This is a genomic window from Cryobacterium sp. AP23, from assembly GCF_054075385.1.
Window position 1 is genome coordinate 3,823,783 of sequence record NZ_CM133415.1, and the last position, 13,924, is coordinate 3,837,706.

The following is a 13,924-nucleotide window of genomic DNA, read 5'->3' on the forward strand; positions in this document are numbered from 1 at the left end:
TCAACTGGGGCGCCGGGTAGGATTGTTCGCCGTGACCCCTGCCGAACTTTCCCAGTCCCTGCTCGACCTCGTCAACTCCCTGGTCGAGCGCCGACGTGGCGAGGGTGCGGAGATCGCCGACCTCGGTCTGAGCGTCGCCGATATGTCTCTCGAGCGCCCCCGCAACCGCGACCACGGTGACTGGGCCTCGAGCGTCGCAATGAAGATCGCCAAGCCGCTCGGCACCAACCCGCGCGCCGTGGCGGCCGAGCTCGTCACGGGCCTCGAAGCCATGCCCGAGGTCGCCTCCGTCGAGGTCGCCGGCCCCGGCTTCATCAACATCCGCCTCGAGGCATCCGCCGCCGGCGCCCTCGCACAGACCATCGTCAACGCCGGCACCGTCTACGGCACCGGCCACATGTACGACGGCATCAAGATCAACCTCGAGTTCGTCTCCGCCAACCCCACCGGCCCCATCCACATGGGCGGCGTGCGCTGGGCCGCGGTGGGCGACAGCCTCGCCCGCGTGCTCAAGGCCGAGGGCGCGGATGTGACGCGCGAGTACTACTTCAACGACCACGGCTCGCAGATCGACCGGTTCGCCCGCAGCGTGCTGGCCGCCTACCTCGGCGAGCCCACCCCGGAAGACGGTTACGGCGGAGCGTACATCGGCGACATCGCCGACAAGGTCGTCGAGATCCACGACGGTGACATTTCCGTCCTGCCCCGCGACGAGCAGCAGGAGATCTTCCGCTCCATCGGCGTCGACCTCATGTTCACCGAGATCAAGGAGAAGCTGCACGGCTTCGGCGTCGACTTCGACGTCTTCTTCCACGAGGACTCCCTGCACGAGTCGGGCGCCGTCGAACGCGCCATCGCCCGGCTGCGCGAGCTCGGCCACATTTTCGAGGCGGATGGCGCCATCTGGCTGCGCACCACCACCTTCGGTGACGACCGCGACCGCGTCATCATCCGCTCCAACGGCGAACCGGCGTACATCTCCGGCGACCTGGGCTACTACCTGAACAAGCGCGAGCGCGGCTTCGACCAGAACCTGATCATGCTCGGCGCCGACCACCACGGTTACATCGGCCGCATGATGGCCATGGTCGAGGCGTTCGGTGACGTGCCCGGGGTGAACCTGCAGATCCTCATCGGCCAGATGGTCAACCTGCTCAAGGGCGGCGAGCCCGTACGCATGTCCAAGCGTGCCGGCACCATCGTCACCCTCGACGACCTCGTCGACGCTGTCGGCGTGGACGCCGGCCGCTACTCCCTGGTGCGTTCCTCCAGCGACTCGCAGCTCGACATCGACCTCGACCTACTCGGCAAGCGCACCAACGAGAACCCGGTGTTCTACGTGCAGTACGCCCACGCCCGCACCAGCTCCGTCGGCCGCAATGCCGCCGACTCCGGGGTGGACCGCAGCGCGTTCGCCCCCGAACTGCTCACCCACGACAGCGAATCCGCCCTGCTCGGTGTGCTGCAGGAGTACCCGCGGGTCGTTGCCCAGGCCGCCGAGCTGCGGGAGCCGCACCGGATCGCCCGCTACATCGAAGAGGTCGCCGGCTACTACCACCGCTGGTACGACAACTGCCGGGTCATCCCGCTCGGCGAGGAGCCGGTGACCGACCTGCACCGCACCCGGCTGTGGCTGAACGACGCCACCGGCCAGGTCATCCGCAACGGCCTTGGCCTGCTCGGCGTCAGCGCGCCCGAGCGGATGTAGGGATGGCCCGGCGTCGCCGCGGCCGCGGCCTCATTGTCACCGGTGTGCTGGTTGTCGCGCTGGTCGGCGTCTTCTTCATCGCGGATGCGGTGCTGCGCAGCTACGCGCAGAATCGGGCGCAGGCGGAGATCGCCGAACGCCTGCCCGCGAACGTCACCGGCGACGTCGCCGTCGCCATCGGCGGTTTCTCCGTCATCGGCCAGTACCTGACCGGTTCGTTCGACCAGGTGGACCTGACCGCACCCGAGCTCACCATCGATGGCGCGACCGCCGCCGTGCACATCCGCGCCACCGGCGTGCCCGTGGACACTACCCAGCCGATCGGGCAGGTCGACGGCACCCTCGACCTCGACGAGGCCGCACTCAACACACTGCTGCAGGCCAGCCACGAGCAGGACACGTCCGACTCCGGCGGTCCGATCCAGGCCGGCGCCACCGAGCTGAAACTCGGGGCCGGCGAAGTCACCTACGCCGGTTCCGTCAGCGTGTTCGGCTTCGAGCTGGGCTACCAGGCCACCGCCGCGCCATCCACCACCGCCGACTCCCTCGTGCTCACTGCCACCGGCGCCGAAGTCAGCAGCGGCGTCGGCACCCTCGACGCCAGCGGCCTGCTGCAGCTGATCCTCGGGGAGAAGCCGGTCAGCATCTGCGTGGCCCAATACCTGCCGCAGGGCGTCACACTCACCGGTGTGGACGTCACGGCGGAGCGCGCACGCATTAAGCTGGAGTCGAGCACATTGATGCTCACCGAACAGTCGCTCACCACCATGGGCACCTGTTCGCCCGCTTGATTCGGCGCGCGCAACTCGCAGTCGCTAGAATTCCGGTAGCTTTCCGCGCCGTTTCGGCGCGTCTCTTCGCTGGCTTCAGGGACCAATCCGGGTTCGCTCGCCACTTCGTGAGACACCCACTTGACTCCTGTGAGGTTTTCACCCGTGGCCCATAATCCACTCGCCCCCGAGTGGCTCAGCCCCCCAGCTGATGCCAACATGCTCACCGACGGCCTCTGGCCTGCCTCGGCGCACCGCGCCGACGACGGCGCCATCACGATCGGCGGCGTCAGCGCAACCGACCTCGCGGCCCGCTTCGGCACCCCCCTCTACGTGGTCGACGAGACGGATGTGCGCACCCGCGCTGTCGAACTGCGCAACGCGTTCGACACCGAGTTCGCCCGCATCGGCACCACCGTGCGCGTCTATTACGCCGCCAAGGCGTTCCTCTCCACCGAGATCGCCCGCTGGATGGTGGACGCCGGCCTCAACATCGACGTCTGCAGTGGAGGCGAACTCGCCGTGGCTCTCGCCGCGGGCGTCACCCCCGGCCGGATCGGCTTCCACGGCAACAACAAGTCGCTCGCGGAGATCGACGAAGCCACCCGCGTGGGCGTCGGCACCATCATCATCGACAGCCCGATCGAGATCGCACGCGTCGCAGCCGCCGCCGTGCGTCACGGTGTCGTGCAGCGGGTGCGCCTGCGCGTGAACAGCGGCGTGCACGCGCACACCCACGAGTTCCTCGCCACCTCGCACGAGGACCAGAAGTTCGGCGTCGTCTTTGAGGACGCCCCCGCGCTGGTCGCGGCGATCCGCGCCGAGCAGGGCCTGGAGTTCCTCGGCCTGCACTGCCACATCGGCTCGCAGATCTTCGGCGTGGACGGGTTCGCCGAATCGGCCGCACGACTGCTCAACCTGCACACCGAACTCCTCACCGGCGGTCCCGTGCCCGAGCTCAACCTCGGCGGCGGCTTCGGCATCGCGTACACCAGCGTCGATGACCCCACCCCGGTGGGCCGATTGGCGGCGGGCCTGGCCGACATCGTGGCCGCCGAATGCACGACCCGCGGCATCCCCGTGCCCGTGATCGCCATCGAACCCGGCCGCGTCATCGTCGGCCCGGCCGGCGTCACCCTGTACGAAGTGGGCACCACCAAGCCCGTGCGCATCGGCGATAACACCCGGCTGTACGTGAGCGTCGACGGCGGCATGAGCGACAACGCCCGACCCGCGCTCTACGGCGCCGAGTTCTCGGTGCGTCTGGCCGACCGGGTGTCGGATGCCGACGCCGCGCTTGTGCGCATCGCCGGCAAGCACTGCGAAAGCGGCGACATCGTCGTCGACGCCGACTACCTGCCCGGGGACGTTGCGCCCGGGGATTTGCTGATGGTGCCGGCCACCGGCGCGTATTGCTGGTCGCTGGCGAGCAACTACAACTATCTGGGGCGGCCGGCTGTTGTAGCGGTGGCGGATGGCGAGGCCAGGGTCATCATTCGGGGGGAGACGATTGAGGACTTGCTCGCGAGGGATGCGGGCGTTGAGAGATCGGCTCACGGTGTCTCGACAAGCTCGACCAGCGGTGGGGGTTCGACCAGTACGACTAGCGAAGATGTTAAGGAAACCACCCGATGATCGAATACCGCAATCTGCGCGTCGCCCTGCTCGGCGGTGGTTCGGTCGGAGCCCAGGTGGCCCGCCTGCTGCTCGAGCACCGCGACGAGCTCGCCAACCGGGTGGGCGCGAGCCTCGAGCTTGTCGGAATCCTGGTGCGCGACCTCGACGCCCCGCGCACCGTCGACCTGCCCAAGGACCTGCTGACCACCGACGCCGACGCGCTCATCCTCGGCGCCGACATCGTGATCGAGCTGATGGGCGGCATCGAGCCGGCCCGCAGCTACATCCTGCAGGCCATCAACTCCGGCGCCGACGTCGTCACCGCCAACAAGGCGCTGCTCGCCCAGCACGGCGCCGAGCTGTTCGAGGCCGCCGACCAGGTCGGCGCCCAGCTCAACTACGAGGCCGCCGTCGCCGGCGCCATCCCGATCGTGCGCCCGCTGCGCGACAGCCTTGCGGGGGACCGGGTCAACCGCATCCTCGGCATCGTGAACGGCACCACCAACTTCATCCTCGACCGCATGGACTCGGCCGGCGACACCCTCGAAGAGGCCCTCGCCACCGCCACCGAGCTCGGCTACGCCGAAGCCGACCCCACCGCGGACATCGAGGGTTACGACGCCGCGCAGAAGGCCGCGCTGCTGGCCAGCCTCGCCTTCCACACCAACGTGCCGATCGAGAAGGTCTACCGTGAGGGCATCACCGGCGTCACCCAGCAGCAGATCGAATCCGCCCGCAAGGCCGGCTACGTGGTGAAGCTGCTCGCCATCTGCGAACGCCTCACCGACCCGGAGACCGGCGTCGAGGGCGTCTCCGCCCGCGTCTACCCGGCGATGGTGCACAACAGCCACCCGCTCGCGGTGGTGCACGGCGCCAACAACGCCGTCTTCGTCGAGGCCGAGGCCGCCGGTCCGCTGATGTTCTACGGCGCCGGCGCCGGGGGAGTGCAGACCGCATCCGCCGTGCTCGGTGACGTCGTCTCGGTGGCCCGCCGCCACGTCGTCGGCGGCCCCGGATTCGCCGCGTCGATCCACGCCGACCTGCCGGTGCTGGAAATCGGCAAGGTCACCACCCGGTACGCGGTCATCCTCGAGGTCACCGACGAACCGGGCGTTCTCGCCACGATTGCCGGAGTGTTCAGCAAAAACCATGTTTCGCTCGCGCTCGTTGAACAGTCGATGACGCCCGCAGAGCCCGGAACTGCCAGTAACGAGCCCGTCTCAGGCACAGCTACCCTTGTCATTGGAACGCACGAGGCCACGGAGGCTGCGCTTGCCGCGACCGTGATCGACCTTGCCGCCAACAGTGTCGTCACCAAAGTCGCATCCGTATTAAGAGTTGAAGGAGTCTGATGTCCAGCGAACGAGAGACCGGTCAGCACCAGATGGTCAAGACCCAGTCCCGTCAGTGGCGCGGTGTGTTGCGCGAGTACGCCAACCGGCTGAACATCAGCGACGCCACCCCGATCATCACCCTCGGTGAGGGCGGAACCCCCCTGATCCCCGCCGCCGCGCTGTCCGCGCGCACCGGCGCCAAGGTCTGGGTCAAGTACGAGGGCATGAACCCCACCGGGTCGTTCAAGGACCGCGGCATGACGATGGCGATCTCCAAGGCCGTCGAAGACGGCGCCAAGGCCGTCATCTGCGCCTCCACCGGCAACACCTCGGCATCCGCCGCCGCCTACGCCACCCACGCCGGCATCAAGGCCGTCGTGCTGGTGCCGGAGGGCAAGATTGCCATGGGCAAGCTCAGCCAGGCCATCGCGCACAACGCGCAGCTGCTGCAGGTGCAGGGCAACTTCGACGACTGCCTCGACATCGCCCGCGACCTGGCCAAGAACTACCCGGTGCACCTGGTCAACTCGGTCAACCCCGACCGCATCGAGGGCCAGAAGACCGCCGCGTTCGAGGTCGTCGAAGTTCTCGAAGACGCACCGGACTTCCACATCGTGCCCGTCGGCAACGCCGGCAACTACACCGCGTACTTCCGCGGCTACAGCGAAGAACTCGCCCGCGGCGCCACCACCAAGCTGCCGCGGATGTTCGGATTCCAGGCCGCCGGCAGCGCCCCGATCGTGCTCGGCCACCGCGTCGAGCACCCCGAGACCATCGCCAGCGCCATCCGCATCGGCAACCCGGCCTCCTGGGACCTCGCCCTGACCGCACGCGAGGTGAGCGACGGATACTTCGGCGCCATCAGCGACGAGAAGATCCTCGAGGCCTACCGCATCCTCTCCGCCGAGGTGGGAATCTTCGTGGAGCCCGCCTCCGCGATCAGCGTCGCCGGCCTGCTCGAACGCTCCGACGCCGGTGAGATCCCCAAGGGCGCCACCGTGGTGCTCACCGTCACCGGCCATGGCCTGAAGGACCCGCAGTGGGCGCTCCGCACCGCCGACGGCTCCGACGTGAAGCCGACCATCGTGCCGGTCGACACCGCGGCCATCGCCGAGTTGCTGGGGCTGGGCCAGAAGTGACCACCGCGCTCCCCGTCGCGGGACGCAACGCCCTGGCCGGTCGATCGGTCGTCGTGAAGGTGCCCGCCACCACGGCGAACCTCGGCCCGGGCTTCGACACCCTCGGCCTCGCCCTCGCGCACTACGACCACCTGCAGGTCGAGGTGACGGACACGCCCGGCGTGTTCGTCGAGGTGCACGGAATCGGCGCCGGCGAGGTGCCCACCGACGAGAGCAACCTCGTGGTGCGTGCCATCGCCCACACCTTCAACGCGTACGGGATCCCGCTGCCGGGGCTCAAGCTGATCGCCGACAACAAGATCCCGCACGGCCGCGGCATGGGATCGTCCGGTGCCGCGATCGTGTCGGGCATCATGGCCGCCAAGGGCCTGCTCGACGGCATCGTCGACATCGACTCCGACGCGCTCCTGGTGCTCGCCACCGAGATGGAGGGGCACCCGGACAACGTGGCGCCCGCCCTCTTCGGCGGACTCACCATCGCCTGGATGCAGCCCGACGGCCCCCGGCACAAGAAGCTGATGGTGCACCGCGGCGTTTCGCCGATGGTGTTCGTGCCCGAGCACGTCATGTCCACCGCGCTGGCGCGCAGCCTGCAGCCCGAATCGGTCCCGCACGAGGACGCCGTCTTCAACCTGTCCCGGTCCGCCCTGCTCATCGCGGCCCTCATCCAGAGCCCGGAGCTGCTGCTCGTGGCCACGGAGGACAAGCTGCACCAGAACTACCGGGCAGCAGCCATGCCGGAGACCAACCGGCTGATCACGCTGCTCCGCGACAACGGCTTCGCGGCCGTCGTCTCGGGAGCCGGCCCGTCGATCCTGGTGCTGGCCAGTGACCCCGGCCAGCGTCTGGTCGCCGCCGACCTGGTGGCCGAGCACTCCGACACCCCGTGGCAGTCGCTGATGCTCGCCGTGGATTTCAAGGGCGCAACGGTCATCCGCACCGACGTCTGACCCGTCAGCTCTGAACCGTCAGCGCCGAGTGAAACCCTTTCCCGCAATGCGGGGGAGGGTTTTCTCATGCCAAGCGGCGGCGGCGCGCCTGCATGGCCGTCCGAACCTGCTAGAGTGGTTGCGCACCCGATAGAAACCGCCACTCGCGGATCTGTTCTCTGGTGTATTCCCTGTAACTCACTGCTACTGCGTCTTCGCGTGGCTGTGTGTGTTCACTCCAATCCGCCACTGTGTGGGATTGGATCACCCGCAGCGCACCGGCGCTGCACATCTTCTCTGGCCCGCTCGTAAGCGCCAGGGGAAAGGAAAAATACTTCGTGACAAACGTCAACCTCCACGCCGATGGCGTGGACATCTCTCGCCTCTCCACCCTTCGCGTTGCCGAGCTTCAGGCTCTGGCCGGCGAACTGGGCATCCAGGGCGCTTCCAAGCTTCGCAAGGGAGAACTCGTCGAGGCCATCACCGCGACCCAGTCCACCGCGACCCAGTCCACTGCGACCGAGTCCACCCCGGCCGAGCCGGCTGCCGCCGCAGCTGTCGTCGTCGACGCCCCCGTCGAGGTAGCGACCGAAGCTGCCGCTCCGGCCGTCGAGGCCGAGCCCGCCGCCGAGGCAGCCCCGAAGAAGCGGGTTTCCCGCCGGGTCACCACCGCCGCGTCCGCTCCGGCCGTCGCCCACGTCAACGCCGACGGTGAACTGGGCCTCGGCCTGATCCTCCCCGAGGCCGGCAGCAGCCGTCGCAAGACCACCGCGCCCACCACCTACGCCGGCGCCACCGCAGGCGACATCGTCGCGGATGCACCCGCCACCGAGAAGCCGGTTCGCCAGGCCCGCAAGCGCGCCAGCACCGCCACCATCACCGAGGCCGTCGCCGCCGCACTCGTCGCCGAGGCCGCAGCATCCGTCGTCGAGGCACCCGCTGCCACCCAGGCGCCTGCCGCCACCGAGCCCGCCACCGACGGCGCCGCCGGCAACACCCGCAACAACCGTCGCGGCGGCAACACCCGCAACGACAACCGCAGCGAGAACCGCAACGAAAGCCGCAACAACGGCCGTAACGGCGGACGCAACGGCGGCAACAACAACAACGCTGCCACCGCCCGCAACGCCTTCGACGCCCGCAGCCTGATCGACGCGCAGAACGCCGAAGACGGCTACGAGGCTCCCGCCGAGGTCGTCGACGCCGCACCGGTCGAGACCGACACCGTCGACGCCGAGAGCACCGAATCCCGCATCCAGCGCCCCGAGGGCGTCGTGCGTGCCGAGCGCAACGAGCGCGGCGGACGCCAGCGCAACCAGCGCGGCGCCCGGGCCGAGCAGACCGAGCAGGCCGCCGAGCCGACCGAGCAGGTCGAGGCAGCCGAGCAGGCCGAGCCGACCGAGCAGAACGACATCACCACTGCCGACACCGAGCAGTCCGACCAGCCCCGCCAGGGCCGCAACCGCAACCGCAGCCGCGGCGGCGACCGCAACCAGGGCGACCGTGGCCAGGACCGTGCCCAGGGCGACCGTGCCCAGGGCGACCGCGCGCAGGGCGACCGTGGCCAGCAGGCCGGCGACGACCGCGCCGCAGCCGAGCGTGGCGACGACCGCCAGCAGAACCAGCGCCAGGCCGGCAACCGCGGCCAGGGCCAGGACCGCCAGCAGCAGGATCGCCAGCAGAGCGACCGCGCCCAGCAGGAGCGTCAGGGCCAGGACCGCAACCAGGGTCTGGACCGCAACTCCGGCCCCGAGGACGAGCTGAACGGCCGCAACAACCGCAGCCGTTTCCGCGACCGCAAGCGTCGCGGCGCCACCAGCAACGACGACTTCGAGCCCGAACTGACCGACGATGACGTGCTCATCCCGGTCGCCGGCATCCTCGACGTTCTCGACAATTACGCCTTCGTGCGCACTTCCGGCTACCTGCCCGGTGCCAGCGACGTCTACGTCTCGCTCGGCCAGGTCAAGAAGTACAACCTGCGCAAGGGTGACGCTGTCGTCGGCTCGATCCGTCAGCCGCACGAGGGCGACCAGAGCGGCCGCCAGAAGTACAACGCGATCGTCAAGGTCGACTCCATCAACGGCCTGACCGTTGAGGAAGCCGCCACCCGCGTCGAGTTCCAGAAGCTCACCCCGCTCTACCCGCAGGAGCGTCTGCGCCTCGAGACCGAGCCGGGCAAGCTGACCCAGCGCATCATCGACCTCGTCGCCCCGATCGGCAAGGGCCAGCGCGGCCTGATCGTCGCGCCGCCCAAGGCCGGCAAGACCATCGTGATGCAGCAGATCGCCAACGCCATCGCCACGAACAACCCCGAGGTCCACCTCATGGTCGTCCTGGTCGACGAGCGCCCCGAAGAGGTCACCGACATGCAGCGCACGGTGAAGGGTGAGGTCATCGCCTCCACCTTCGACCGTCCCGCCGAGGACCACACCACGGTCGCCGAGCTCGCCATCGAGCGTGCCAAGCGTCTCGTCGAGCTGGGCCACGACGTGGTCGTGCTGCTCGACTCGATCACCCGTCTGGGCCGCGCCTACAACCTGACGGCCCCGCCGTCGGGTCGTATCCTCTCCGGTGGAGTGGACGCATCCGCGCTGTACCCGCCCAAGCGTTTCTTCGGTGCTGCCCGCAACATCGAGAACGGTGGCTCGCTCACCATCCTCGCCTCCGCGCTGGTGGAGACCGGGTCCAAGATGGACGAGGTCATCTTCGAGGAGTTCAAGGGCACCGGCAACATGGAGCTGCGCCTGTCGCGCCACCTGGCCGACAAGCGCATCTTCCCGGCCGTCGACGTCAACGCATCCGGCACCCGCCGCGAAGAAATGCTGATGAGCGCCGATGAGGTCAAGATCACCTGGAAGCTGCGCCGCGCACTGGCCGGACTCGAGCAGCAGCAGGCGCTCGAGGTCATCCTGGGCCGGCTGAAGGAGACCTCGTCCAACGTCGAGTTCCTGATGCAGGTTCAGAAGTCGATGCCGACCCCGAACGGGTCAGACAAGGATCACTGATGTTCGAGTCTGTCCTGACTCTGCAGGCTGAGCACGACGAGCTGCAGTCCCAGCTGGCGGACCCGGAGTTGCACGCGAACCCCGCCCGTTCCAAAAAGGTCAACCGTCGTTACGCCGAGCTCAGCCGCATCATCGCGGCCTGGAACGAGTGGAAAGAGATTGGCGACAATCTCGAAGCCGCCCGGGAACTCGCCGACGAGGATGATTCCTTCGCCGACGAGATCCCCGGGCTCACGGACCAGCTGGAGGACGCGGCCGAAAAGCTGCGCCGCCTGCTGATCCCGCGCGACCCGCTGGATGCCCGCGACGTGATCATGGAGATCAAGATGGGGGAGGGCGGTGCGGAATCCGCGCTGTTCGCCGCCGACCTCCTGCGCATGTACCTGCACTACGCAGAGTCCAAGCGCTGGAAAACCGAGATCATCGAGCAGACCACGAGCGACCTCGGCGGCATCAAGGACATCCAGTTGGCCATCAAGGGCAACTCGGCCGACCCCGCCGAAGGCGTCTGGGCGCACCTGAAGTACGAGGGTGGTGTGCACCGCGTTCAGCGGGTGCCGGCCACCGAGTCGCAGGGACGCATCCACACCTCGGCGGCGGGCGTTCTCGTCTTCCCCGAGGTCGATGAGCCCGAAGAGGTCGAGCTGCACCCGAACGACCTCAAGATCGACGTCTACCGCTCAAGCGGCCCCGGTGGCCAGTCCGTCAACACAACGGACTCCGCCGTGCGCATCACCCACCTCCCCACCGGGATCGTGGTAGCCATGCAGAACGAGAAGAGCCAGCTGCAGAACAAGGAAGCGGGTATGCGGGTCCTTCGCGCCCGCGTCCTCGCCCGGCAGCAGGAAGAGATCGACGAGGCCGCCTCGCTGGTGCGCAAGGGCCAGATCCGCACCATGGACCGGTCAGAGCGCATCCGCACGTACAACTTCCCGGAGAATCGGATCGCGGACCACCGCACCGGCTACAAGGCGTACAACCTGGACACCGTGATGAACGGCGCCCTGGATGCCGTCATCGACTCCTGCATCACCGCCGACGAGGCCACCCGCCTCGCCGAGATCGGCGACCACGACTAGCTCGTGACCCGCACGACGAGGCGCTCCAGCTCAGGCTGGGGCGCCTCTTCTCGTTGGCTAGGCTGTTGGTCATGCCCGGGCTCACCTTCGTCACCGCCGACCCGGGCTCGCCCGCTGCCGCCGCCTTGCTACGGGAGTACTACACCGACATCGTCGGCCGGTACTACGGCCGGGCCGCGCTGGCCGCCGAGGTCGACACCGCGATGGGGGATGAACCGAGTGACGACCTGCAGGCCCACACCGGGGTGCTCCTGCTCGGCGTGGTTGACGGCGTCGCGGTCGCCTGCGGGGGAGTGCGCTACATCGACGCCACCACCGGGGAGCTCACCCGGATCTATGTGGCGTCCGGGGCCCGCGGCAGCGGTGCCGGAGCCGCGCTCATCGGCCGGCTCGAAGAGCTCGCGGTCGACGCAGGTCGCCGGACGCTCCGCCTCACCGTGCGCAGCGACCTCGTCGAAGCCATCCGGTTGTACCGCCGGCTCGGCTACGTCGACGTGCCCCCGTTCACCACCGACCCCTATGCCGACCACTGGCTCGCGAAGGAGCTGACCTGACATGGTGTCCATCACCGCAGTTCTCGGCATGGCGCTGGTCGCGCTGGGCATGGTCCTCACGCCGGGTCCCAACATGATCTACCTGGTCTCCCGCAGCATCGGGCAGGGCTGGCGCGCCGGCATGGTGTCCCTGGCCGGCACATTCGTCGGCTTCCTGGTCTACATGACCATGGCCAACCTCGGGCTGGCCGCAGTGTTCCTGGTGGTGCCGTGGCTCTACACCGTGGTCAAACTCGCCGGTGCCGCCTACCTGATCTACCTCGCCTGGAAGACCCTGAAGCCGGGCGGGCTGTCCCTGTTCGAGGCCCGCGACCTTCCCCGCGATTCCCGGCGCAAGCTCTTCCGCATGGGTTTGATCACCAACCTGCTCAACCCCAAGGCCGCGATCATGTACCTGGCCCTCATCCCGCAGTTCGTGAACCCGGCACACGGCAACGTCCTGCTTCAGGGCTTCATCCTCGGCGGAGTGCAGATCACGGTGAGCATCATCGTGAACGCCGCCATCGTTCTCGCCGCCGGCGGCATCGCGGTGTTCCTCGGACGGCGTCCGGCCTGGGTGACCGCACAGCGCTGGATCACCGGCACCCTGCTGGGCGCGGTGGGCGTCAAGCTCGCGCTCGACGCCCCCGCACCGGCGGCATAACCGGCGTCGGCCGGCGCCTACTTGAGCAGGTCGGAGTGGTGGATCGCCGCCACGTCGGGGTGCGCGCGCATGCGGCTCTTCAGCGAGTTCTCACCGTAGGTGGTGAAGATCGGGTTCTCCGGGTCAATCGTGATGCCCGGGGCGTGCAGTTCGTCCGGCAGGGTGAGCACCGGGATGGTGGCGTCCAGCGCGGGGCTGTAGAAGAACGGGATCGAGATGCGGTCGTCACCGATCAGCGGGGAGATCACCCGGTGCACGGTGGCCTTGAGGTAGCCATCCGTGGCCACCTCGAGCAGTTCGCCGATGTTCACCACGAACGCGCCGTCCAGCGGGGGAGCGTCGATCCACTCGCCGTCCTTCTCCACCTGCAGGCCACCCTTGCCGGGCTCCACGAAGAGCAGGGTGAGCACGCCGGAGTCCTTGTGGGCGCCGACACCCTGCCGCGGGGTGGGGTCCGACTTGCCGGGGTAGCGCACGATCTTGATCAGCGTGGACGGCTTCTGGGCGAAGGCCTCGTCGAAGACGTGCTGGTCGGCCCCGAGGGAGAGGGCCCAGGCCTGCATCAGCCGGAGGGCGACGTCGTTGAGTTCCTCACGCCACTGGGTCATGACCTCTTCCAGTGCGGGCAGGTTCTCGGGCCACTGGTTGGGACCCTCGAGACGCAGATAGTCGGCGTCGTCGGGGCCGAGGTCGAGGGCGGGCCGCTCCGGTCCGATGTCGATCTGCTCGCGCCAGTCCACCTTGCCCTGGGTGAGTTCCCCGCCCACGCGGGTGTAGCCGCGGAAGTGCGGGCTCTGCAGGTTCTCGATGGCCATCTTGTCGTCTTCGGGCAGGTTGAAGAAGGCCCGCGATGTGGTCATCACCCGCTCGATCAGTTCTGCCGGAACGCCGTGCCCGGTGAGGTAGAAGAACCCGTACTCGTGGGTGACCTCGCGCAGTTCGGTTCGGAACGCCTCGGCTTCGTCGCCGCCGGCATCGAGCCTGGACAGGTCCAGGATCGGAAGGGACAGGGCGGCGGGCTTGGCAGCGGCGGGGGAAGTTGTCATGACAACTATTCTGCCAAACTCCGGCCGCAAACCCGGAGTATTACAGCGGATTGCCGGGGTCGAAGATCCTGCGCGTCAGCATCCCCGGGGATGCCCG

Annotated in this window: 11 protein-coding genes; 10 read left to right on the forward strand and 1 reads right to left on the reverse strand. The window is 68.4% G+C overall.

The window, feature by feature from the left end; translation table 11 throughout:
* Window positions 1-31: 31 nt before the first annotated feature.
* From argS to ACU5E9_RS18090, 10 genes are all read left to right on the forward strand, one after another.
* Window positions 32-1,708, forward strand: coding sequence for an arginine--tRNA ligase (argS, locus tag ACU5E9_RS18045; protein ID WP_456811268.1), 1,677 nt, complete (start codon window positions 32-34; stop codon window positions 1,706-1,708).
* Between the two features lie 2 nt (window positions 1,709-1,710).
* Complete coding sequence (locus ACU5E9_RS18050; RefSeq protein WP_456811269.1) at window positions 1,711-2,499, forward strand: LmeA family phospholipid-binding protein; 789 nt, start codon at window positions 1,711-1,713, stop codon at window positions 2,497-2,499.
* 144 nt (window positions 2,500-2,643) lie between these two features.
* Window positions 2,644-4,113, forward strand: a complete 1,470-nt coding sequence (gene lysA, locus ACU5E9_RS18055; RefSeq protein WP_456811270.1) for a diaminopimelate decarboxylase — start codon at window positions 2,644-2,646, stop codon at window positions 4,111-4,113.
* A complete protein-coding gene (locus tag ACU5E9_RS18060) occupies window positions 4,110-5,447 on the forward strand; it encodes a homoserine dehydrogenase (protein ID WP_456811271.1) in 1,338 nt (445 codons plus the stop codon). The genes lysA and ACU5E9_RS18060 overlap by 4 nt, the downstream gene beginning before the upstream one ends.
* Entirely contained in the window at window positions 5,447-6,568 is a 1,122-nt protein-coding gene (gene thrC, locus ACU5E9_RS18065) for a threonine synthase (RefSeq protein ID WP_456811272.1), read from the forward strand. The genes ACU5E9_RS18060 and thrC overlap by 1 nt, the downstream gene beginning before the upstream one ends.
* Entirely contained in the window at window positions 6,565-7,518 is a 954-nt protein-coding gene (thrB, locus tag ACU5E9_RS18070; RefSeq protein ID WP_456811273.1) for a homoserine kinase, read from the forward strand. The genes thrC and thrB overlap by 4 nt, the downstream gene beginning before the upstream one ends.
* A 317-nt stretch (window positions 7,519-7,835) precedes the next feature.
* Window positions 7,836-10,505, forward strand: a complete 2,670-nt coding sequence (gene rho / locus ACU5E9_RS18075) for a transcription termination factor Rho (protein WP_456811274.1) — start codon at window positions 7,836-7,838, stop codon at window positions 10,503-10,505.
* Window positions 10,505-11,584, forward strand: a complete 1,080-nt coding sequence (prfA, locus tag ACU5E9_RS18080; protein WP_456811275.1) for a peptide chain release factor 1 — start codon at window positions 10,505-10,507, stop codon at window positions 11,582-11,584. Before rho ends, prfA begins: the two co-directional genes overlap by 1 nt.
* Window positions 11,585-11,655: 71 nt before the next feature.
* Window positions 11,656-12,138, forward strand: a complete 483-nt coding sequence (locus tag ACU5E9_RS18085) for a GNAT family N-acetyltransferase (RefSeq protein ID WP_456811276.1) — start codon at window positions 11,656-11,658, stop codon at window positions 12,136-12,138.
* 1 nt (window position 12,139) lies between these two features.
* Window positions 12,140-12,781 (forward strand): LysE family translocator, encoded by a 642-nt coding sequence (locus ACU5E9_RS18090; protein ID WP_456811277.1) that lies wholly within the window; start codon window positions 12,140-12,142, stop codon window positions 12,779-12,781.
* Between the two features lie 17 nt (window positions 12,782-12,798).
* Here ACU5E9_RS18090 and ACU5E9_RS18095 read toward each other — a convergent pair whose 3' ends face one another.
* The gene (locus ACU5E9_RS18095) at window positions 12,799-13,827 is read right to left on the reverse strand and encodes an isopenicillin N synthase family dioxygenase (protein WP_456811278.1); all 1,029 of its coding nucleotides are present in this window, start codon (window positions 13,825-13,827) and stop codon (window positions 12,799-12,801) included.
* Window positions 13,828-13,924 lie beyond the last annotated feature (97 nt).